At 39.4% G+C, this 22,002-nt stretch carries 20 protein-coding genes, 3 pseudogenes and 1 other annotated feature; of the genes and pseudogenes, 19 read left to right on the forward strand and 4 right to left on the reverse strand.

Annotated elements, in window-relative coordinates:
• Nucleotides 1-303 precede the first annotated feature (303 nt).
• The 5 genes from BMZ06_RS16440 (at nt 304) to fbp (ending at nt 4,928) form a co-directional block, all read left to right on the forward strand.
• Nucleotides 304-780: a DUF2975 domain-containing protein gene (locus tag BMZ06_RS16440; RefSeq protein ID WP_089753641.1), complete on the forward strand. Its 477-nt coding sequence runs from the start codon at nt 304-306 to the stop codon at nt 778-780.
• 9 nt (nt 781-789) lie between these two features.
• Complete coding sequence (locus tag BMZ06_RS16445; RefSeq protein WP_014642840.1) at nt 790-1,011, forward strand: helix-turn-helix domain-containing protein; 222 nt, start codon at nt 790-792, stop codon at nt 1,009-1,011.
• Nucleotides 1,012-1,038: 27 nt separating this feature from the next.
• Nucleotides 1,039-1,848, forward strand: coding sequence for a DUF817 domain-containing protein (locus BMZ06_RS16450; RefSeq protein ID WP_089753642.1), 810 nt, complete (start codon nt 1,039-1,041; stop codon nt 1,846-1,848).
• A gap of 50 nt (nt 1,849-1,898) precedes the next feature.
• A complete protein-coding gene (locus BMZ06_RS16455; protein ID WP_089753644.1) occupies nt 1,899-2,765 on the forward strand; it encodes an SDR family NAD(P)-dependent oxidoreductase in 867 nt (288 codons plus the stop codon).
• A gap of 231 nt (nt 2,766-2,996) precedes the next feature.
• Nucleotides 2,997-4,928, forward strand: a complete 1,932-nt coding sequence (gene fbp / locus BMZ06_RS16460) for a fructose-1,6-bisphosphatase (RefSeq protein WP_089753646.1) — start codon at nt 2,997-2,999, stop codon at nt 4,926-4,928.
• Between the two features lie 208 nt (nt 4,929-5,136).
• Here fbp and BMZ06_RS16465 read toward each other — a convergent pair whose 3' ends face one another.
• Nucleotides 5,137-5,613 carry a staygreen family protein gene (locus tag BMZ06_RS16465; RefSeq protein WP_089753648.1) on the reverse strand — a complete coding sequence of 159 codons (477 nt, stop codon included), beginning with the start codon at nt 5,611-5,613 and terminating at the stop codon, nt 5,137-5,139.
• A gap of 366 nt (nt 5,614-5,979) precedes the next feature.
• Here BMZ06_RS16465 and BMZ06_RS16470 point away from each other — a divergent pair, with 366 nt between their 5' ends.
• The 4 genes and pseudogenes from BMZ06_RS16470 to BMZ06_RS21325 all read left to right on the forward strand — a co-directional run.
• The gene (locus BMZ06_RS16470) at nt 5,980-7,872 is read left to right on the forward strand and encodes an LTA synthase family protein (RefSeq protein ID WP_089753650.1); all 1,893 of its coding nucleotides are present in this window, start codon (nt 5,980-5,982) and stop codon (nt 7,870-7,872) included.
• A 282-nt stretch (nt 7,873-8,154) separates the two neighbouring features.
• Entirely contained in the window at nt 8,155-8,730 is a 576-nt protein-coding gene (locus BMZ06_RS16475) for a TetR/AcrR family transcriptional regulator (RefSeq protein WP_089753652.1), read from the forward strand.
• A gap of 74 nt (nt 8,731-8,804) precedes the next feature.
• Nucleotides 8,805-11,012 carry a YhgE/Pip domain-containing protein gene (locus BMZ06_RS16480; RefSeq protein ID WP_089753654.1) on the forward strand — a complete coding sequence of 736 codons (2,208 nt, stop codon included), beginning with the start codon at nt 8,805-8,807 and terminating at the stop codon, nt 11,010-11,012.
• Nucleotides 11,013-11,119: 107 nt separating this feature from the next.
• Nucleotides 11,120-11,200: pseudogene (locus BMZ06_RS21325) on the forward strand (fructose-bisphosphatase class III); the annotation flags it as partial.
• Nucleotides 11,201-11,241: 41 nt separating this feature from the next.
• Here the strand turns inward: BMZ06_RS21325 and BMZ06_RS16485 are convergent.
• The 3 genes and pseudogenes from BMZ06_RS16485 to BMZ06_RS16495 all read right to left on the reverse strand — a co-directional run bounded on the left by BMZ06_RS16485 (nt 11,242) and on the right by BMZ06_RS16495 (nt 12,318).
• The gene (locus BMZ06_RS16485) at nt 11,242-11,622 is read right to left on the reverse strand and encodes a DsrE/DsrF/DrsH-like family protein (RefSeq protein WP_089753656.1); all 381 of its coding nucleotides are present in this window, start codon (nt 11,620-11,622) and stop codon (nt 11,242-11,244) included.
• A gap of 19 nt (nt 11,623-11,641) precedes the next feature.
• On the reverse strand, nt 11,642-11,989 hold the full coding sequence (locus tag BMZ06_RS16490; protein ID WP_089753659.1) for a DsrE/DsrF/DrsH-like family protein: 348 nt from the start codon (nt 11,987-11,989) through the stop codon (nt 11,642-11,644).
• 92 nt (nt 11,990-12,081) lie between these two features.
• Nucleotides 12,082-12,318: pseudogene (locus tag BMZ06_RS16495) on the reverse strand (glutaredoxin family protein).
• A gap of 674 nt (nt 12,319-12,992) precedes the next feature.
• On the opposite strand from BMZ06_RS16495, the gene BMZ06_RS16500 reads away from it, so the two are divergent.
• The 10 genes and pseudogenes from BMZ06_RS16500 (at nt 12,993) to BMZ06_RS20820 (ending at nt 21,367) form a co-directional block, all read left to right on the forward strand.
• Nucleotides 12,993-13,292, forward strand: a complete 300-nt coding sequence (locus BMZ06_RS16500) for a rhodanese-like domain-containing protein (RefSeq protein WP_089753661.1) — start codon at nt 12,993-12,995, stop codon at nt 13,290-13,292.
• 69 nt (nt 13,293-13,361) lie between these two features.
• Nucleotides 13,362-13,527: pseudogene (locus BMZ06_RS21080) on the forward strand (sulfite exporter TauE/SafE family protein); the annotation flags it as partial.
• Nucleotides 13,528-13,546: 19 nt separating this feature from the next.
• A complete protein-coding gene (locus BMZ06_RS16510; RefSeq protein WP_089753664.1) occupies nt 13,547-13,912 on the forward strand; it encodes a rhodanese-like domain-containing protein in 366 nt (121 codons plus the stop codon).
• A gap of 25 nt (nt 13,913-13,937) precedes the next feature.
• Nucleotides 13,938-14,504: a class I SAM-dependent methyltransferase gene (locus tag BMZ06_RS16515; RefSeq protein ID WP_089753666.1), complete on the forward strand. Its 567-nt coding sequence runs from the start codon at nt 13,938-13,940 to the stop codon at nt 14,502-14,504.
• Between the two features lie 716 nt (nt 14,505-15,220).
• On the forward strand, nt 15,221-15,514 hold the full coding sequence (locus BMZ06_RS16520; RefSeq protein ID WP_089753706.1) for a PadR family transcriptional regulator: 294 nt from the start codon (nt 15,221-15,223) through the stop codon (nt 15,512-15,514).
• Complete coding sequence (locus BMZ06_RS16525) at nt 15,511-16,632, forward strand: DUF2812 domain-containing protein (RefSeq protein WP_089753668.1); 1,122 nt, start codon at nt 15,511-15,513, stop codon at nt 16,630-16,632. The genes BMZ06_RS16520 and BMZ06_RS16525 overlap by 4 nt, the downstream gene beginning before the upstream one ends.
• A 157-nt stretch (nt 16,633-16,789) precedes the next feature.
• Nucleotides 16,790-17,026 carry a hypothetical protein gene (locus BMZ06_RS16530; RefSeq protein ID WP_089753671.1) on the forward strand — a complete coding sequence of 79 codons (237 nt, stop codon included), beginning with the start codon at nt 16,790-16,792 and terminating at the stop codon, nt 17,024-17,026.
• Between the two features lie 124 nt (nt 17,027-17,150).
• Nucleotides 17,151-17,411, forward strand: a binding site (T-box leader).
• Between the two features lie 87 nt (nt 17,412-17,498).
• On the forward strand, nt 17,499-18,752 hold the full coding sequence (locus BMZ06_RS16535; RefSeq protein ID WP_089753708.1) for an MFS transporter: 1,254 nt from the start codon (nt 17,499-17,501) through the stop codon (nt 18,750-18,752).
• A gap of 577 nt (nt 18,753-19,329) precedes the next feature.
• Entirely contained in the window at nt 19,330-20,238 is a 909-nt protein-coding gene (locus BMZ06_RS16545) for a S66 peptidase family protein (protein WP_089753675.1), read from the forward strand.
• A 382-nt stretch (nt 20,239-20,620) separates the two neighbouring features.
• Complete coding sequence (locus tag BMZ06_RS20820; RefSeq protein ID WP_175477914.1) at nt 20,621-21,367, forward strand: L,D-transpeptidase family protein; 747 nt, start codon at nt 20,621-20,623, stop codon at nt 21,365-21,367.
• Nucleotides 21,368-22,002: the final 635 nt, after the last annotated feature.

Consider the following 22,002-nt stretch of genomic DNA (forward strand, 5'->3'; position numbering starts at 1 on the left):
AGGAAAGCGAGTTATTTCCCCACCAACCCTCATCCCCATTTTAGTAACGGACCCATTTATCTCGAAACTGAGTCTTCAACAAACGGGAGCTTTACTTTAAGATTAACACTGAGGTTTAACAAAGCCTAAAAAATTAAGAACGGACAATTTAATTAGGATGGACGCATATAGAGCATTTCTTCGTTATGAAGAATGCTCTATATTTTTGTCAGAATGGAAAGGTTACTATCGATAAAAATTTATTGTAAAACAATAAATAATGATTTATGATGAGTATGATAATAAATTAAACGAGGTGCTGTTATGAATCAAGGATCAACTTTATTTTTAAAGATTTCTGTATTTCTGATAGGACTTCCTGTGCTTGCTTTGTGTATATTTGCTCTCCCCTCGATCGCTAAGGAAGCCTCCAATACTGAATATGCTGCGTTCATTTATCCTGTTTTAGCTGCTATGTATATAGCCGTGATTCCGTTCTTTATTGCCCTGTATCAGGCTCTGAAGCTTTTAAGCTTCATTGATAAGGACCATGCTTTCTCCAATTCATCTGTCAAAGCCTTGAAGAAAATTAAATTCAGCGCCGTTACTATAAGTGTCTTGTATATGGCAGCCATGCCTTTCTTCTATTTAATAGGGGAATTGGACGATGCTCCGGGTGTGATCGTGATTGGACTGGTCATTGTGTTTGCATCACTCGTCATTGCGGTGTTTACGGCTGTTCTTCAAAAGCTGTTAAATAATGCCATAGCTATCAAATCAGAAAATGACTTAACGGTATGAGGTGATTACATGGCGATTATAATCAATATTGATGTCATGCTCGCAAAAAGGAAAATGAGTGTAACAGAACTATCAGAAAAGGTGGGCATTACAATGGCGAATCTATCTATTTTGAAGAATGGCAAAGCAAAAGCCGTTCGATTTTCAACTTTAGAGGCTATTTGTAAAGCATTAGAGTGCCAGCCTGGTGATATCCTGGAATATAAAAGCGAGGAAGACGATGAAGGCTAGTCAGAATGACAGCTGGAGGTGGCGGTAATGAGAGCTCTGAAACAACTCATATATTTCGGTTGGCAGCAGGCTCTCTCCTGTTTGTTTCCCGTCGTCATTTTTGCTTCTCTGGCAATTACTCAAATCGTGTCCCTTCCCATTCTCCCGAGGTATGACTGGCTGCTTATCATCTGCCTGCTCATGCAGTGGGCAATGCTACGCTTTGGCCTTGAAACACGGGATGAACTCAAAGTAATTACTTTGTTCCACGTGATTGGTCTCGCTCTTGAACTATTTAAGGTACATATGGGTTCCTGGTCCTATCCTGAAGAAGGGTATTCCAAGGTCTTTGGCGTGCCATTGTACAGCGGATTTATGTACGCCAGTGTGGCCAGCTATCTTTGTCAGGCCTGGAGGAGGCTGGATGTTCGACTCGTTAAGTGGCCGTCTTCTTTGGTCGTTGTCCCTCTGGCAGCTGCGATCTACTTGAATTTTTTCACCCATCATTACTGGGTAGACGTACGCTGGTGGTTATCCGGACTCGTCATGATCGTCTTCTGGCAAGCATGGGTGATTTATGAAGTGAATGGAACTCGTTACAGAATGCCGCTTGCTCTTTCCTTTGTGCTGATCGGATTCTTTATATGGATCGCGGAGAATATCGCTACGTATTTTGGAGCCTGGGAATATCCTTACCAGCGCGACGCCTGGAGCCTCGTTCACTTAGGGAAGGTAAGCTCCTGGCTGTTATTAGTGATTGTGAGCTTTCTAATTGTCGCGACCTTGAAGCGGGTGAAAGGGGAAAGCACGACAAAAAGCCGCACCCGTATGCCAACGTTGAATCGTAAGTCTTCATAAAAAGGACCCGATGATTACGAAGTAGAAAAAACTAAAGAAGGTGGCTTTAATTGGACAATAAAGTTTGTTTAATTACAGGTGGAAACTCAGGAATTGGAAAAGCCGCTGCTATTCAGCTGGCACAAAGCGGAATGAAAGTGATCATCGCATGCAGAAATGAAGAAAGAGGCAGAGCCGCGTTACAAGATATTAAAAGCTCAAGTCATCGCGATCAAGTTGAACTGCTGTTGTTAGATATGAGTTCTCAGGCGTCCATTCGGCATGCAGTGGAAATTTTTAAATCAAAACATAGTAAACTTGATGTGCTTATTCACAACGCAGCTGATTTTGATATTACCAGGAGGACGCCTGAATACTCTGAGGATGGGACCGAAACCGTCTGGGCAACCAATCATATTGGTCCTGTGTTGTTAACCAGCCTGCTGACCAACGAACTCGAACAAAGTGAACAGGGGAGAGTGATAACAATCGCCTCCCAGGGCTTAATGCTGCATCCTTTTTTAAAAGTGAATGTGAAGGATCCTGAATTTAAAATGGGACGATATCGGGTAGCGAAAGCTTATTATCAGTCCAAGCTGGCACAGGTCATGTACACGTACTGGCTGGCAGAGCATTTAAAAGACACCCGCGTGACCGTAAATGGTGTGAGGGTCACGAACGTGAAGGTGGATATAAGCAGGTATCCGGATTTATCAAAGGGAATGAAGATTTTATATTCCATGAAAAGCCGCTTTTCCATTTCGCCGGAAGAGATGGCCGAAACGTACACGTATTTAGCGCTTTCTCCTGAGATGAATGAAGTAACCGGAGAATACTTCAACGAAAAGAATGAGATCGTTTCTTCCTCAAGCTATAGTAAAAACAAACGTAATATCGAGGAAGTAATGGAATTGACTATGAAATATTTTAATCCTTAAACATAATCAGAGAAACACCACTTATCTGCGTTTAAATAGGTGGTGTTTTTTTATGATGAAAACCGTCGTCTAATGGAAAATCAACCTCTAAAAATTTGAAAAATATGTTACGATTTAAATAGATATCAGCTTACAAATAAAATCATAAGAGGCATTTCAAAATTGGTTTCTTACATTCTCTAAAAAGCAGATAGATCTATCGTTATGAATTTTGAAAGGGGATACAAAACGTTGAATACAAAATACCTGGACTTACTTGCCCAAAAATATGATAGTGAAGAAAAAGTGGTCACTGAAATTATTAATCTTAAAGCTATACTTAATCTGCCCAAAGGCACAGAGCATTTTGTCAGCGATTTACACGGGGAGTATCAAGCCTTTCAACATGTATTAAGAAATGGTTCAGGAAAAGTAAAAGAGAAAATTACCGATCTATTTGCGGACGAGTTATCCGAAGAAGAAATTAATGAGTTCGCGACGCTAGTCTATTATCCTGAAGAAAAAATCAAGCTGATCAAAAATAACTTTGACAATGAAAAAGAATTGAACCATTGGTATGCTCAAATCATCGAACGTATGATGAAGCTCGTCTCATATGCTTCCTCCAAATATACACGATCCAAACTGCGGAAAGCCTTACCCAGCCAATTTGCGTACGTTATTGAAGAGCTACTTTATAAAACAGATGAATTCACCAATAAGGAGCAGTATTATTCTAAGATTCTTCAGCAGATTATCTCCCTCGGCCAGTCGGATAAGCTCATTATCGGTCTCGCTTATACCACCCAGCAGCTGGTGGTGGACCATCTTCATGTCGTTGGCGATGTGTATGACCGGGGTCCCGAACCTGACAAAATTATGGAAACCCTCATTAATTATCATTCGATTGACATTCAGTGGGGGAATCACGATGTCCTCTGGATTGCAGCCTATGCAGGCTCCAAGGTCTGTCTCGCTAATATCATTCGAATCTGCGCACGCTACAACAATTTAGAAATTATCGAAGACGTGTATGGAATTAATCTTAGACCCCTTCTTAATCTTGCAGAGAAATACTATGATGACAATCCTGCCTTCCGTCCTAAGATCAATCCAGGCGAAGAACCATCTGATCATGAAAGATTGCAAATTACGAAAATCCACCAGGCCATTGCCATGATTCAGTTCAAACTGGAAAGCCCTATCATCAAAAGACGCTCCTATTTCAATATGGAAGATCGACTTCTGCTTGAGAAAGTAGATTACGACAGGAACGAAATCACCATTCACGGGGAAACCTATTCCCTTCAAGATACCTGCTTTGCCACGGTCGATCCCGAACATCCTGAAAAGCTTTTAGAGGAAGAAGAGCAAGTAATGGAGAAACTGTTATTCTCTGTCCAGCACTCAGAAAAGCTGGCCAGACACATGAATTTTTTCATGAAAAAAGGAAGTCTTTATCTAAAATATAACGGGAACTTATTAATTCATGGATGCATCCCGCTGGATGAACAAGGAAACATGGAAAAAATGACGATCGAAAATCGAACCTATGGCGGAAGAGAATTACTTGATGTCTTTGAGCATTATCTACGCTACGCTTTTGCCCATCCTGAAGAGACCAATGACCTTGCAACAGACATGTCCTGGTATCTATGGACAGGTGAATATTCCTCACTCTTCGGAAAACGGGAGATGACGACGTTCGAAAGGTACTTTATTAAAGATAAAAAAGTCCATAAAGAAAGAAAAAATCCTTATTATCATTTGCGGGAAGATGAGGAAACCTGCCGGGAAATATTAACGGACTTCGGACTGAATCCTGACCAGGGACATATCATCAACGGCCACACACCGGTTAAAGAAATAGACGGGGAAAATCCGATTAAAGCTAACGGAAAGATGATTGTTATCGACGGAGGATTTTCCAAGGCTTATCAATCCAAAACAGGCATAGCCGGATACACGTTATTATTTAACTCCTACGGCATGCAGCTGGTTGCCCATCAGCACTTCAATTCAAAAGAAGAAGTGCTGCAAAATGGAACAGATGTCTTATCGGTAAAAAGATTGGTGGATAAGGAACTTGAGAGGAAAAAGGTGCTTGAAACAAATGTGGGTGAGGAATTACTGCAGGAAATTTATATTCTAAACAGTTTGATGGAGTATCGTTATATAAATTGAGTTATCATCCTTTTTAGAAAAAGCCAGCTAATGTAGCTGGCTTTTTCTATGAGTTTCTGGAAATGGAGTCTTCCCCACACTTTAAGCCGTACGTTTTTAGAAGACAAAGGGGAAGATATGATGTGCTAGGTTTTCATTATGTATAAAACATTAGAACAGGGCCACTTCCAATAAGGCAAGTGGCTGATCTAATGAAGTCTTTCAACCCTCATAGAGTAGCCGTAATGGATTCAAGATACTGTCTGGGTCTCCCATAGAATACGATTTGTCTATATGCAGGGTAAGTGGAAGCGAAGGATACAAAGATGGGGGCATCAAGCAGAAATGGATAATGGGAATATATTTGTCGATCTCCATAAATCATCCCTTTTAACGCGGTATTCATTTCTTTATTAAAAATGTTAAAGCGAAATTCTGCGGCATCCTGGCTGAATTCACCACCATCAACGTAGGCTCTTCCCAGTAGATAAAGTTGATTCTGTCCGTTCAACTTCCATTCGGCCAATACTTCGTCCCGCATGATCGGATTAACGGCTTCGAAGTTAAATACATATCCAATATCCAAAAATAATTCAGCCGTAGGATCAGAGTGAGTGAGAGTATATTTTCTTCCTTCAAGCGGTTTAGCAGTATTAGCGGGTGGTATATATTTCACGGATAACTTTCTTGGATCAAACGAAGACATCCTCGCGCCTCCTAAATGCTAATGAAATTCTCTGTATCAGGATATGCAGGAAAATCACTTGGGTTCGAAGTGAGTACTAAATGGCGTGATTTAATAAGAAGGCTTTCGTAATAGGAGATCAAGGTAGGTGCTACATCGTAGGATTTACTTGGGACGTGTACCTTATATTCACATTAATACTCTATTCTCGATCGATCATTATCATGGTTTAAGGGATTACATCTCTGCTTGTAGATATAAAAATACTAATCTAATCATGTAACAAACCTTTAACAATTGGAAACCTTTTGTAGTTTACTTTGCATAATTCCTCTGTTAAATTATATTAATATTTCATATACCATTAGGTACATCAGGAGGTTAATCATGTTTAACCAAAAACAAAATTTATTAACGAAGGGCTGGTTTTTCTTTGTAATTGCCGCTCTCTTTCTATGGGCAAAGACTTATTACGCCCTCCAAACTTCATTTACTTTAGATATTGAAAACGGCATTCAACAGTTTATTTTAATCATTACTCCAATAAGTTCATTACTATTTTTCCTGGGACTTTCTCTTTTCTTTTCACCGAAAAGGCGTAACAAGGCATTTATGACCATTTATTTCCTATTATCATTCACTCTCTATGCGAACGTGGTGTATTACCGATTTTTCAATGATTTCATTACACTGCCGGTCTTAATGCAATATAAGAACTTCGGTGATCTTGGAGGAAGTGCTAAAGCCCTGACGCACCCGATGGACTTTCTCTACTGGATTGATTTAGTTGCTTTAATTACTTGGCTCGTCGTGAAGAAAACAAAGCCGACTATTGAATTCCGTAAACGTACCATAGCGATGATTTTCGCTGCCTCCCTTGGATTCGCAGCGGTCAACTTAAGCCTTGCGGAAATGGAGCGGCCACAGCTTCTAGTAAGAACGTTTGACCGTGCGAAGCTAGTCAAGCTGCTGGGCATCTACAACTATCATGTTTATGATACGGTCATGACGGCTAAAACATCTTCCCGCCGTGTCTTAGCTGATAGTAACGAATTGAGCGAGGTGCTAAACTACGTGAACTCCCAGCAGGGTAAAATGGGAGCACACGGAGAGTACTTCGGGAAGGCAAAAGGCAAAAACGTTGTACTTGTTTCCCTGGAATCCACTCAGAATTTTGTTATTGATCGCAAGTTACATGGCCAGGAAATTACACCATTCCTGAACGATCTAAAAGAGGATAGTTTCTATTTTGACAATTTCTATCATAATACAGGTCAAGGAAAGACCTCTGATTCTGAGTTCATCATTGATAACTCTTTATACGGGCTGCCACGGGGAGCTGTATTTACAACCAATGCAAACAATGAGTTCAACGCGACACCCGAAATTCTAAAAGGAAACGGCTACACGCCCGTAAGCTTCCACGGTAACCATGCAAGCTTCTGGAACCGTGATGTAATGTATCAAAGTCTTGGTTATGACCACTATTTCTCTAAACGAGAATATGATGTGACGGATGAAAACTCTGTAAACTACGGATTAAAGGACATTCCATTCTTTGAGCAGTCCATGCCAAAACTAAAAGGATTAGACAAACCGTATTACGCGAAATTCTTAACCATGACGAACCACTATCCATATATTACAAACAATGAAAATATGGAAATGATCGAGCCGGCTGAAACTGGTGATGGATCTGTTGACCGTTATTTCCAAACGGTTCGCTACGAAGATGAATCCATTAAGAAATTCTTCCAGATGATGAAAGAGCAAGGGGAATATGAAGATACCATCTTCGTGTTATACGGGGATCACTACGGAATATCTGAAAACCACAACAAAGCGATGAGTGAAATTTTAGGCAAAGAAATCCGCCCATTTGAACACATCCAATTGCAAAAAGTACCCTTAATCATTCATATTCCTGGAATGGAAGGTAAACAAATGGACACCGTTGGCGGTCAAATTGACTTGAAACCTACTATTCTTCATTTACTAGGAATAGATCAGGAACATGATGTTCAATTTGGTACAGATCTATTCAAGAAAGATCGAGAAAGTGCCACCATCCTTCGAGACGGCAGTGTCGTAACCGATAAGTATGTCTATTCGGATGAAGGAGATCTTTGTTATGACAAATCGTCAGGAGAAGAAATCGACTCAAAGACATGCGCTCCACTGAAAGAAAAAGCAGAGACTGAACTTAATTATTCAGATAAAGTCGTTTACGGAGACCTATTAAAATTTCTAGATAGCGAAAAAGAAGAAAACAAACAATAACTTTTTTTAAACCCACTCACTGTACTTTAGTGTGTGGGTTTTTCAGTTTTATACCTTAACGCAGTCCATTTAGAAGAAAACTATACCCATAGGGCATGGACAGGGAATTGATGCTATGACTCTCATTTCTGATGAGGTAAAATGAAAATACAATAGGTTTGGAAGATCATGATGACACCAATAATTTCATTTTAAAACTTTCATCTTGTACGAGTCATAAAAATGTGTATAATAGTCAATAGACAAAATGACTAAATCATTCAAATGGTCAGGTGGTGGAAAATGTCCGCAGATAGAAAAAGTCAGATTCTGGAGGCTGCAAAACAATCGTTTGCTACGTTTGGGTATAAAGCGACTACAGTAGACCATGTTGCTAAAGCAGCAAATGTAGGAAAAGGCACGATCTATAATTTTTTTAAGAATAAAGAGCAACTATTTCAAGAAATTATTTCAAACTTATTACTTGAAATGAAAAACCAGGCTGAATCAGTTATTGATGATAACAACTCGCTAAAAGAAAACGTGCATCTTGCTCTTTATGAACTGTTGCAGTATCGTCGCCGCCATCAATTGATGGTCCAGATGGTACAAGAGGCAAAAGAAATGGGGACACCTGCTGTACAAGAAGCTCTACTCAATGTAGAGGGTCTCATAACAGCATACCTTCGAGAGAAAATTGAATACGCCGTAGCAGCGGGAGATATTCGTCCATGCGATCCAGAAATGACGGCATATATGATGTTGAAGTTGTACACAGCTTTTATTATTGATTGGGAAGAGCGACATGAACTGTTAGAAGAAAGAACCATTTTACACTTATTTGATGAGTACGTATTTAAAGGGTTATCACCATCTTGATGATCCTTTTCTTTTTCACTGAAATGACCAAATGAACGAATTAGTCATTTATTATTTGGGAGGAGAGATTTACTATGAATGCCCTTAAATTATGGCTGGCGGAATTGAAGCACATTGGAAAAAATCGAAAAGTATTCATATCATTTATTGCGGTTTTACTTGTCCCGCTTATTTATAGTGGGATGTTCTTATGGGCTTTTTGGAATCCTTATGGAAGTATGGACCAACTCCCCGTAGCAATCGTCAACTCTGACGAAGGAGCACAATTTAATGATAGGAGACTGGATGTAGGGAAGGAATTTGTTGACAACCTGGAGGATAGCGGAGATTTCAAATACGAATTGGTTTCTAAAGAAGAAGGATATGATGGTCTTAGCAATCATACGTATTATATGCTTGTAGAGATTCCGGAGAACTTCTCCTCATCTGCGACAACCATTTTAGAAGACAATCCGAAAAAACTCCAGTTAAAATATGTACCAAACGAAGGGTTTAACTTCCTTTCCGCTCAAATTGGGGAATCTGCCACAGAGCAAATGAAAGCTGAGCTTGCTGATGAAATGACTAAAACATATGCGAGAGCTATGTTTGCTAAATTTGATGAATTAAAAGAAGGGCTTTCAGATGCTAGTTCAAAAGCAGAAGAGCTTAATGCAGGGGCACAGGAACTGGATAGTGGAGCTGCAACCCTTGAAGATAAGCTCAATTCCTTTACGGATAAACAAATTGAATTAAAGAATGGAGCGCAAGACCTTCAAGAAGGAGCTTCTCAGGTCACTTCAGGGGCAAATGATCTTTCAGATGGCCTGGGCGCTTTAGACGAGGGATATGGTCAGCTTCTTGATGGAGCGTCTCAATCCAAAGATGGAGCTGATCAATTACACCAAGGACTTGCCGAATCTAAAGATGGAGCTGAACAATTAGAGCAAGGACTAGGAAAACTAGTACAAGAATCTAACGGATTAACTGATTCCTCACAACAACTAGTATCATCTCTAAAAAGTATGGAAGATGGTACGAACCAAGTTAGTGATTCGGCGTCTTCTCTTTCTGATGGTATTAGTAGTTTGAAAGAGAATCTATCACCCGTGATTGAACAACTGCCAAAGGAAGAACAGCAAAAAATCCAGGCTCAACTTGCCCAATTGAACGAAGGAGCAAGCAAATTAGCAGGGGCATCTTCTGAATTGGCACAAGGTTCAAACCAAATTGTTGAACAAACTAAGTCTATGCCTGATCAAGTGGCTTCTCTATCAGATGCGCAAAGTAGACTGCATCAAGGAGCGGAAGAACTCGAGACTGCTCAAACGAGTCTTTATAATGGAGCCTCTTCGCTTGTTAAAGGGGAAGAACAGTTACTTTCAGGCATGCGAACCTTTGATGAAAAACTGGAAAGCGCCACGGAAGGAGCAGCTAAACTAGCCGATGGTGCGACAGAGGTACAGAACGGAACGGACGAGCTTTCTTCTGGTTCCAAACAACTGACTGATGGTTCTCAAAAATTGGCTAAGGGAGCTGGAGATCTTTCTGATGGAACAAATGAGCTGACTTCTGGTACGTCTGAGTTTGAAACCAATTTATCAGAGGCAAGTTCAAATGCGAATGATGTTCAGACCACAAAGAAAACAGAGCAGATGTTCGCGAAACCCGTTGACTTGGATACAAACAGTGTTAACGAGGTACCAAACTACGGAACTGGCTTCACGCCATATTTCCTATCTCTTGGATTATTTGTTGGTGCCCTCCTTATTACCATTGTGTTTCCTGTCCGTAATCCAGTAGCAGCACCTAAAAATGCAATGAGTTGGTTCTTCGCTAAATTCGGTGTACTTGTAGGAGCGGGGATTGTTCAAGCAATAGTAGCGGATAGTGTTATTTTGTATGGTCTAGGCTTAGAAGTTGAGAGCGTACCTTATTTCTATTTATTCAGTATCATTACAAGCTTAACGTTTATGGGAATTATTCAATTGCTTGTGACCATTCTTGGAGATCCAGGACGCTTTATTGGCATCTTAATTTTAATAATGCAGCTTACAACCAGTGCGGGAACGTTCCCTCTAGAACTTATCCCAGAACCACTTCAAATTCTCAACCCTATTCTACCAATGACTTACTCAGTAGAAGGGCTGAAAGCTGTGGTATCAGAAGGAAATTACGAACTTATGTGGCACGATAGTGGAATATTAGGGATCTTCTTACTTGGTTCTATTGTCCTTACGATGACATACTTCATCGTAACATTTAAGAAACGTCATCCTTTCTTCAGGGAAAACGCAGCATAATCAGTTAGATTAAACAAAATAAATAAGACTCTAACACCTCGGAATAGTATTCTGAGGTGTTTTTGTTTGTAGGTAAATTTATATTGCTTATTACTATACAAATATCGATTGCAACAGACATGTCCTGGTATTTATGGACAGGAGATTACTCCTCCCTCTTCGGGAAACGAGAAGTATACGCTTTTGAAAATATTATATTTCTGCTTTTCATAACTATTGTTCCTATATTTCAAAAATGGAGAAAAAGGTCTGCAGAAGCAGCCTCATTTAAGATCCATTTGATAGGAACTTGTTCAGCCGGATAAATGAAATCAGCATCATTATCCATATCCAAATCAACTACATAGAGTTTAACGCCTGTTTTAACGGAAATATCCAGCAGTTCATGTATAGAAGCTGCATGAAAATCTTTTAATGCCTTCGATAGGTACTCCATGACCTCAGAGGGAACAGGAGTATAATTTTTTTTAAGAATATTTAGGCCTTTACGAGAAAAAGCCAAGATAACTTCTGCTTCAGAAGAAGCCGCGCCTGTTGCAACATTTAAGGGTGGATAAGCGGATTCTAATTCATCATGTAGAGCTAAAACAACAACTTTTTTAGAGTCCATAAATTGTCCCTCCCTAATTTTAATAGCTTAAAACATCATCAGCTTGATAGGCTGTTTCCAAAAAGGTTGCGACACCAGCTAATTCCACTCCATCGACCGTTACTAAGCCATCCTCAATCAATACATTCATCTGACACCCGTACAGTTTGACACCAGAATCCAATGCTGCTTTTAAAAGGAATTCAAGGTCGGTACCGTGAGTTCGATTTAGTTGTTTTAGATAACGCTGATCCAAAGCATGGGCGCCATCAAGATCGAAAAAGATCTGCACCTCATTTTTTTCATCAGCTTTTTGGAGTGCTTCTTTTAGTACATAGGGAACGTTTGAACTTAACGACACAAAATATACGACTTTTTTAGTTGTCATGTTTATACCTTCTTTCAAGTTCAGATAAATATCATGATGTGTGTGGGACTGCTTGCTCGTCGTGTATAAATACAAAATGTATTTAAGTGTGCTTATGTTCTTTCGATCGCTGTCATAATACGATTCGGATCAAAACCGACGATCCATTGTCCGTCTACTTCCGTTTGCGGCACTCCAAACTGTCCAGTCTTTTGTACAAGCTGGTTCATGATTTCTGGGTTAATCTCTACGTTTACTTCCTAAAAAGAGATGTTTTCGTTGGTTAAGAAATTTTTTACCATTACACAATAGGGGCACTGCGTAGTAGTATATACGGTAATATTTTTCATATTAAGACCTCCTGTTTTGATTAAATACTTAGGTATAAAGTTACTACTTATAATATATACCCCTATGGGTATATAGTCAATTTCTCTGTTTACTAGCACGCTTTCAGAAGCGATGCATGTGTACGATAAGGTTGTGGCCTCGAGGATAATGCTGTGTTTTTTATAGGTATATTTCTCCAATACAAGATGATCTGTAACAAATTTGCACCCAATAGAAAATAACAACCTATTTCAAGTTATTCGAACACAATATTACAAAAGGGAGTGAATCTTTAATAAAGAGATTTGACTCCTTAATTTTGTGTTCAATCATATATCCGTATATTTTTATAGAAGTAATACCTATGGATCTCCTAGAATCTGCGCGTAGAGTTAGTTTTCTGGTAGGAGATTCAATTAACTTTTAGTTGGATCTGGTGAGCACTCAAATAGTCTTCATGGAATTGATTAGGGTGAATACACTCCCCAGTGTGTAGAGAGGAGGCTGGATTTTTTAAACGAATTCATTTTTCAGTTTATCTTATAAGCGAGAAGGTAAAAGATTAGTCAAGTTATTTTGATACCCCACCCCCCTATAGGTTATAATGATGAAGCGGAAATTTTTAAGTGTTTATACACCCTTGCTTGTGTAAAGGGAAGGGGTACACTAAAAACCTGCATAAGGAGGCATGATCATGGAAGAACTTAAGCCAGCTGAAGTAGTGAAACTGGTGGAAAACAATTCAGAGATTGCCGTTATTGATGTCCGCGAAGATGAAGAAGTAGCTGAAGGGAAAATTCCTAGAGCGAAACACATTCCGTTAGGTAAATTAGCATACAGATTGGATGAAATTGATCCAAACCAAGAATATATTATGGTTTGCCGCTCAGGAGGACGAAGTGGAAGAGCTTGTGAACTATTGAAAGCTCATGGCTATAAAGTCAGAAACATGGACGGCGGCATGCTGGAATGGAAAGGCGAGCTAGAGAAGTAAAAGCCTTAGGTAACTAAATTCACTAACAGGAGGAATGAAAGTGACTGATACAAAAGTTTCGTTTATAGCAGAGTCTTATACATCTCGGCAGCTATCATAATTGTAGCAAGTCTCATCGCATCACCATTAGTAACCAATAGTGGGAAAGAAAGTAAATACGAAAATTTTACAGACGATTTTAGCTGTATTGATTTTAGGTACGGCTATCAAAATTTGGATCGAGATTTTCAGTTAAGTGGAAAAGGGGAATACGAATGATAGAAACTATAATTCAATGGGGATTGATTATTGTGGTTGCCTGGTTTGTGATGAACCGTTTTATGCCAGCGAAAGGAGTCTCTTCGATCACCACGGAAGAGGTGAAAAAACGGACGAAGGAACGTAATGTGCAATTTGTTGACGTTCGCACCCCAGGTGAATACAAAGCCAATCACAAAAAGCCATTCAAAAATATCCCATTGGCAGAGCTCGCCAATCGCTCCAATGAACTAGACCGGGAGAAAGAAGTCATGGTCATCTGTCAAAGTGGAATGAGAAGTAGTAAAGCGGCTAAAATACTGAAGAAACAGGGGTTCAACCATGTAACCAACGTGAAAGGCGGAATGGGAGCCTGGATGTAACTAGAGAAACAAGGAGTGAGTGGGAATGTCAGAGAAACGATTCAATCCTGAGAAAGCCCAGAAATTGTTAAGTGAAGAACGTAAAGAGCGCATGAACCCGGAGCGACTTATGGATCAGCTGGATCTTGTAGAAGGGGAAGTGACAGCCGATCTAGGAGCAGGCAATGGCTTCTTCACCATTCCTTTTGCCAAAAGAACGAATACCACCGTCTATGCGGTTGACATTGAACCGAAAATGCTTGAGATGCTGAAACATCAGGCAGACCAAGAACAGTTGGATAACATCCATTACGTTATCAGTAATTTAGAAAACATTGATGTAGCAGACCAATCTGTTACCAAAGTGATGGTTTCTTTTGTTATGCATGAAGTGGATGACGTCAAGCAGGTATTAGACGAGATCAAACGGATCACCAGGCCAGGCGGCGGAGTAATGTTCATTGAATGGGAAGCGGTCGAGACAGAATCTGGCCCGTCTCTTGATCACCGTATATCATCAGGAACCTTGATGGAGATATTGAGTGAGAATGGGTTCATCACGGAGTATATTTCGATCAGTCCGGAAAATTATGCCGTAAAAGGAACACTATAATGCGAAAGGAGGCCCCTTATTCGGAAAAGGGGTCTCTTCTTTTGTGTTAAGGATTTCTTAATAAAAATCGTTACAGGCGGTAAATAGAGCCTTATTCTAATAAGACAGCTTGACCAATCTGTTGAACCAATTTTGAGGTGCAAATCCAAAAAGCAAAATTTCGGCTTATATAAACTAAGAAGAGAGGGTTCAATAAGAAGGCTACCATTACCAATAAGAATCCTTTATTCAGGGAAAACGCCCATAATCAGTTGAATTAAACAAAATAAATAAGACACTCTAACACCTCGGAATAGTATTCTGAGGTGTTAGAGTGTGTAGGTAAATGAGGATGAACAACCTCAAGATATCTCGAAATCAAGTCTTATATAAACAGGGGCTTATCTCTAAAATAATTCCCTCGTATTTAATCAATTCTTGAATGGATTTTCTTTTTCTTCTAGGCCGCTGACCAAAGACGTATACTTTTTGGTTAGTGGAGTCTCGCCATTTCTTCGAAAACCAGCCAGAGAGAGAACTTGCAGGTAAAACAATACTTTTCCTCTTACGTACTACGTACAGGAGAAACGGGCCTGTAGAAGCTTAAAGGTTAGAAAACTTTCGTACAAAAATCTCGTACGACTATATCATAGTGTGATATAGTCGTAGTGTGACATACTTGAAAATGGAAAAAGGTGGATCGATCAGTGAAAAATCCAGAGAAAACATACATACCTATGACCGAAACTGCTTTCTATATCTTGCTTGCTTTAACTGAACCCCGCCACGGTTACGGCATCATCAAACATGTCGAGAAGTTGACAAAAGGGAGGATAAGTTTAGGATCCGGGACCGTTTATGGCACCCTGACGAAGATGCAGCGCGATGGTTTGATCGTCAAGTACGCCGATGGTAAGCGGAAAAAAGTATATGAAGTGACAGAAGACGGTAAAAGAATCATGCGGATCGAGATGGAAAGGCTGCATGAACTTTACAATAATGCGGTCCAATATAGGGAGGAGTTTTTATGAACACATCAATTTTTCGACCATTTTGGAGTTACGACCCGATTAAAACGGAAAAGTGGCTGGAAAAGAAAGCGAGCGAGGGGCTTTTTCTGACTGGATTCAATCGGTGGTCAAGGAAATTCCATTTTGAAAAAGACGATCCCGAAACATGTACATATAGACTTCAATATGAGAAGGTTGGCCATTTTCCGCAGTCGCTAGTAGAGTCAGGATGGGAAACGATCACGAAAGAAGGAAGTTGGAGAATGATCCGTCATAAAGGCGCTGCGAACAAGGAGCCGCTAAGGGATAGCTTAGCTTCAAGGAACAAAGTTCATTACTATATTTTCCTGGCGATTTTCATTTATATGCTTCTTTCTGCTGGTATGGTGGGAATGTTTTCACTCACTGTATTTTTAGGTGGTGGATCGGCGACGTTCGTTCCCAGTCCTTATTGGGCAATTACCATTACTGCAGGATTGATCCTTTGGACTCTCGTTCCTTATTCGACACTGACGTTACACATAGGATTAAAAAAACTAAAAGTAGAGCCTGCACCTTCCACTGAACAAAACTCGAGACCCATCACATTCACGAAGGTACGATTAGCCTGGGCATGTGCTCCTGACCGTTTAGAAAAATGGTTAGAGACTATGGAACAAAAAGGATATCGTTTAGTAAAAGTCAGCAGATGGGGCCTGCGGTTTTCCTTCAGTGAAGGAGAACCGAGAAATGTAAGCTATGCTGCCGATTGTCAAAAATCTGTTGAATCGGATTATTTTTATTTGCATAGCGACCGAGGATGGCGTCAATTGTTCCATTCTTCCTCTTCGTTCATGTCCTGGACGTTGTGGGCCAAAGCGTACAATAATGAAGAGGAAAAACCTCAGCTGTACAGTGACTCCCATCACAAGTTAAAGCATGCAAAACGAGTTACTCTTTGGCAGGGAGGTATATTCTTGCCGTTGACGTTTATATATATATGGGTCATCACGCTGAATATAGATGGTATTCTACGAGGAGAAATCTTTGACGCTACTTTTTGGATGGTAGTCGTGCAAACTATCGTCGTCATCGAATTCGGTTATTTTTCTGCTCGTTCATTACTGTATTATTGGCGGGTAAGGAAGATGATTCAGTAAATGAGACAGAATATATCACCTTGAAGCTTAAAATATTTCGATTGAATGACCGACCCACAGCTGTAATCATGCGTGGTTTGGCTTAATTATACCTAAAATCCACCTTTTCCATCTGGATGAATACCTTTAAAACAATTTTATTTAATGAGGTGATATTTTGAAGGTTGCAAAAACTGTACTATTAATTTTAGGGATTTCTATTGCGGGATATGCATTATTCTCGGAAGAACCATCGAAGGTAATGCCCTTTGTTTTGCTTACTTTAGGGTGTTTTATGATTCTTAAGAGTGTGTATGAATTTAAAAAAGTTAAACATCCATACGTAGGTCTTTTCCAATTAGCAGTTGGGGTAGTTGCCATATATGCCTTTTTTCAAGCTTTTATGGTTATTTGAGCAAAAGTTAACAATTTTTACTTACATGGCAGAATAATTGGATACTCTAGTTTCAAATATCAGATGCCTTTAGAAAGAAACTATTTACAAATATAATAGATAAATGGATAATGTAGTGAAATATCTAACTGCGATGAAGAGAAGAGTAGGCAAGTGAACATTCTTTCCAGAGAGCCCCGTTAGTTAGAAAGGGGTAAGAATGAATTGCTGAACCAAACCTCAGAGCATCATATTGGAACCTTTTTAGGGGATAATGTGACGGGAGCTCCCGTTATAGAGCTAGGGTATAAGCAACGAATGGGTTTGTCGTACCTGACAAGATTAATATGGTGACGTATTAATAAACTGGGGTGGCACCGCGATAAAATATAATCTCGCCCCCAAGACAAATGTCTTGGGGGTGGGATTTTTTTATTTACCAAAATCAAAATACTAACAATCACTCAACTATAAGGGAGGATTTTGTGTGGAAATAAAGAAATTATTTTATTCGTGGAGACATCCCGTACTCTTACTATTCGGTATAGGATTATCAAATATAGGAGATTGGATATATTTAATTGCTTTGAATTTGATCGTATTAGATATGACGGGGTCACCTCTCGCTGTTGCAGCCCTATATATTCTAAAACCATTAGCGACATTATTTACTAATTTCTGGTCTGGCACAATTATCGACCGTCTAAATCAGCGAAACCTTATGGTGGAATTGGATATGGTTCGGGCTGCTATAATCTTTATCCTTCCTTCCTTATCATCCCTTTGGCTTATCTATTCTGCTGTCTTATTGATCAATATGGGAAGTTCGATTTTTGAGCCTGCTTCTATGACATACATAACTAAATTGATACCTTCAGAAAAGAGAAAACGGTTTAATTCTTTCAGAAGTCTAATTGATTCCGGTGGCTTTTTGATAGGTCCTGCCATAGCTGGTTTGCTTTTTATTTTAGGAACTCCTTACATGGCGATCTATGTAAATGCATTAACATTTTTAGGTTCAGGATTCATTACTTTATTACTGCCTCAACTACAAGATTTATCATTGAAACAAAATAATCTTCTTAACTTTTCGTTCGGACTGCTAAAGAAAGACTGGAATGTAGTTCGGCTTTTTACTCATAACTATCCCTATGTGATGGGAATTTATTTCTTGTTTAGTCTCATGATTGTTATGGCTACGGCTTTAGATTCATTGGAAGCATCTTTCTCTAAAGAGGTATTAACGTTAACAGATGCGGAGTACGGTTTTCTGGTAAGTATTGCGGGGCTAGGTATTGCGGCAGGCGCAGTGGTAAACACCTTATTTGCAAAGAAAATGACTACATTATTTTTGATTGGACTAGGGCCGGTATTTGTTTCCGTGGGGTATATGGTTTACGCTTTTTCATCAAGTTTCGATATAGCTGCGTTAGGATTCGTTGTGCTATCATTTTCACTCGCCTTTGCAAATACAGGTTTTCATACCTTCTATCAAGAAAACATTCCTGTTAATGTAATGGGGAGGGTAGGAAGTATTTATGGTCTTATCGAAGCTTTTTTTATCATAATAGCGACTATTTCAATTGGTTTAACTGCTCAATTATTGTCTATTAAGTTAGCTGTAATTGTGGGGTCATTTTTCATGCTTTTGGTTACGGGTATATTATGTTTTGTCACCTTTTACTTTGAGGAAAAGGATGAGGAACAAAAGTTTGAGAATGAAATCATGAAAGTTTATGATAAATGATTTTTTGCTATTATATTAAAAACAAAATGATTATCCCTGGTTAGGGCTTTTATTTTCAATATTAGTGAAATAGGCGGGTTTATTGAAGAAAAAGGTAAGAATTTGCTTGCAGACAGGGTTAGATAATAGGGCAAACGAATTCTTAAAAGGAAAGAATAGGAATGGAATCAAAAAAATTACCTTATGTAATGTATTGGATTATACTTGGCGTTGGTATTTTGTCTTTCAGTATGCCTTTTTTCCAGGAGTATGGAATTATTACAACCCTCATACTCACATTTCTATGTAGTTTGTTTAGTTTGGCCATAGCAATGGGACTTGGGAAACGAAAATTTGTGTATTTAAGCATATTGCTCTTAGTTAGTCCCTGGCTTTATTTATTATCAAAAAATTTAATTAACTAAAATTTTTTAAAGTCTATAAAATGTAAAAAAGCGAGACTAAGAATTTTTATGGTTTAAGTATGGATAAATCATGACTTAAGGAATAGGAGCTATTATTAAGTTAAGTGCTTCACGCTGAAAATACTCCGACAACAACTTTCAAATTTCAGATCTAAGGAAAGTGAGGAAAAACTGTGATTAAACCACGTGCTTTAAAAGAAGGTGATCGGGTAGCAGTTATTGCACCAGCCGGACCACCAGACAGAAAACACCTGAATCAGGGGATACGTGTATTAGAAGACATGGGGCTTAATGTCGTCATTGGACAACACGTGTTTGATGGTGAGGAAGAGCTTGCGGCTATTGATCAAAAGCGACTTACTGACTTGAATGAGGCTTTTTGTGATCCTGATATTCGCGGGATTGTTTGCGCAAATGGAGGATACGGGACAGCAAAAATTGCTGATATGATTGATTACGAAAAGGTAAAAAGTAATCCTAAAATATTCTGGGGATACAGCGACATTACATATCTGCTTAATGCTATTCAGAAATCTAGCAACTTGGTTACTTTCCACGGTCCGATGGTGGCCTCCGACTTAAATGAGGAACTAAGAACAAAAGAAACAGTTTCCTCTTTTTCACCCTTGTTTACGGGAGAAACTATAACTTATGACTCTCACAGATCGCCTCTTAACACCCTAACTCATGGTAAAGGAGAAGGACATTTAGTAGGAGGGAATCTGACACTACTCACCAATGGTTTGGGAACGCCTTATCAAGTGGATGCGAAGGGGGCTATTCTGCTAATTGAGGAAGTGGCAGAACCAGCGTTTCGTGTTGATTTGATGCTTACTCATCTCAAACAGGCAGGGGTGTTCAACGAGGTTCAAGGTGTAGTTTTAGGTAATTTCCAAGTAGAAGGAGAGGAATATGTAAAGTTAAGAAAAGTACTTCAGAATTTCTTCGCTAATGCGTCATTCCCGGTTGTAGAGAATTTTCACTTTGGTCATTGCCAACCAAATTATGGCGTGCCACTGGGAGTAAAAGCGAAACTCACTACATCGCCACCTCTATTGTTAATTGATTCAGGTGTGATGTAAATTTTTGGGATAACAAATACATAAGTAGTGATTTTATAAATGCTAATATTAGGGCAAAAAACTCGCGTAAGAGTGAAGGGTGTCACAATTTAGGTAGGGGACCTTTTCAACTTTGGATGAGCTTGGGCTTAATTTTTTCAGGCATCCTCTTTAGTTGTGTCTTTCGAGTTCTCGAAACTTAGGAAGGCTTATGAGGAAACATATTTCTAGTATAAAAGTTACTATATAAATGAGAATACTATAAAAGATAACACTCACCTTCATAATGATTTTGATCCACTCGAAAATATATTTATTTCGACGGCTGTGTTCGACAATTTATTCCCTATTCCCCGAAGTATAATATTTCCATAGTACTAAGGAGTGAATGGAGGAGCAGAGCATGCAGCTGAGAAAAATGGTGTTTGTACTGGGGATTCTTTTATTGGGTTTATGTGTGATGGTAAAGCCGGCAGAGGCCGCGGAGAAGGAAGCCATTATTATTAATAAAAGCATTAATCAACTCGCATTTTATGAAAATGGCAAACTTCAAAAAACGTTTCCTGTAGCAACGGGCAGAACGAAGAGTTTAACGCCGGAGGGGAAATTCCCGCTCGTTAATAAGGTGAAAAACAGGCCATGGTATAAAGAAAACATTCCAGGTGGTGATCCTAGGAATCCTCTGGGGGCAAGGTGGCTTGGGATAAAGGTTCCGGGCGACTGGGGACGTACCTCAGGAAATGTTTATGGTGTCCATGGTACAAATAATCCTTCTTCCATTGGTACGTACGCGTCAAGTGGCTGTATTCGAATGCACAATAAAGATGTTATCTGGTTGTATGAACGGGCTGACAAGAATATTCCGGTGTATATCACAAGTTCCTCCTCGTCCTTTACGGCATTAGCCCAAAAATATGGAGTCGGATCGGGCAAGGTCGTTGCAGGCTATGAAACCTTTAACGAAACGTTAAGGTATGGCAGTAAAGGTGAATCCGTAAAAATTCTGCAGCGAAAACTCAGCATAACCGCTGATGGATCTTTTGGTCCGCAGACCTTAAGAGCTGTAAAGAAATTTCAAACCTCAAAAGGATTAGTGAGTGATGGTATTGTAGGGCCGAAAACTAGAAAAGCATTATTCAGCAGTAAGTAATACAGCGATTTACAAAAAACATATTAGGGCAAGAACCTTCTGGATGACCCCGAATAGAGACATTCTAAACTATGTCTATGTTCGGGGTTTTTGGTCCGTATAAAAGTTTGAAAACCTAAAACTAATCGGATTGCAGGGATAATTTTCCTTTAGTTTAACTTAAATTGAAACTTTGGACGCGTTTTTTCGTATGAAATAGGAGTCATATTAAGTGCTCGAGTATAGGAGCAGGTGGGACGCCTTATTAAGAAGCTGGTTCAGGAATGGTTAAAGAACAGGAGAGAGTTGTAGAAACAAGTAAACAATTTGCTGGGAACAACAGGTGCCAATCGTGTGAACTCTATACTTTACGGTGAAAGAGGGGGATATCATAAAACACATATTAGGCTACTTCATCTTTTTGACTGTCATCATTCACGGGGTTCTGGACATTTTTGAAGGAGTATCCTGGCTTTTCCGCTTCATCAATATGGGCTTTTTACTATTGATTGCAGTGGTTATTCATAGTCTATCGAATATAAAACCAAATAATCGGATAGTGAAACAGGACTAAAAGAATTTTCTTAACTGCCGGGCTTGCTTCGATCAACAAACCTAAACATTGAAAATAGAACTTCTGAAGAGCTGGAAGTTCT

The sequence above is a fragment of the Halobacillus alkaliphilus genome (assembly GCF_900113125.1).
Classification (GTDB): Bacteria; Bacillota; Bacilli; order Bacillales; family Halobacillaceae; genus Halobacillus; species Halobacillus alkaliphilus.